This window comes from Wolbachia endosymbiont of Nomada ferruginata (genome assembly GCF_001675785.1).
GTDB classification, from domain to species: domain Bacteria; phylum Pseudomonadota; class Alphaproteobacteria; order Rickettsiales; family Anaplasmataceae; genus Wolbachia; species Wolbachia pipientis.
In genome coordinates this window covers 1-892 of the sequence record NZ_LYUY01000170.1, presented here as the reverse complement: position 1 = coordinate 892, position 892 = coordinate 1, and the positions used below count along the sequence as shown (strand labels likewise).

1 pseudogene is annotated in these 892 nt (G+C 36.4%); it reads right to left on the bottom strand.

The window, feature by feature from the left end:
• Window positions 1-7 precede the first annotated feature (7 nt).
• Window positions 8-832: pseudogene (locus tag BA053_RS07020) on the bottom strand (IS5-like element ISWpi1 family transposase).
• Between the last annotated feature and the right edge of the window lie 60 nt (window positions 833-892).

Here is an 892-nt window from a genome sequence, read left to right as displayed (position 1 = left end):
AGTAAATTCAAGCATATTCCCTCTTTAACATAACCCTACTCATAGCTAGGTATATGAAATTCTCAGTGGATGTTGTGAGTAAATCATACTCCTTCGATAGCCTTCTATTCCTATTAACCCAAGCAAAAGTCCTTTCTACAACCCATCTTCTTGGCTGTACTTTAAACCCTTGTTCTCTTGTTGGTAGTAGCTCAGGTGGCGTATCTTTGTGCACCCAAAATCTACATGGAGGCCTTTTAACAATTTCAATATCTATGTCATATTCTTCCTTTATGTGATTCTTTAAATTTCTTCCTTGGTATCCCATGTCAGCCCACATTTTTTTAACTTTAGTATATTTTGTTCTCATATTGTTTAATGCTATTTTAATACCATCTCTATCATTTTCGTTAGCAGCGCCTACGTAACAACCTAGTATAAAACCCTGAGTGTCTGTAATTATATGCCTTTTTCTACCCTTTACTTTTTTACTTCCATCATAGCCTTTGATCCCCCCTTTTCTGTAGTCTTTACAGATTGACTATCTACTATACAGGCACTCGGCTGCTCATTCCTTCCTATTTTTCTTCTACTATATTTCATAATTCATTTTCTCAAAAATTCCCTGCTTCTTCCATTGCCTGAACTGCTCATACACAGTCTTCCATAGCGGAAAATCATTTGGTAAATACCGCCATTGACACCCTGTACGCAATACATAGAAAATTGCTTCTAATATTTCTCTTTTGCTATACTTTGGCGGCCTTCCTCCTTTCTTGTATGATACTCTGAAGTGTTTTTCTATTCTTGCCCATTCCCTTTCGCTTAGATCTGTTGGATACTTTTTTCTCATCTTTACCCCGTACTAAAATTTCAGATATTATAGCCTTTTACTTGTTTCCGGACAACCTCT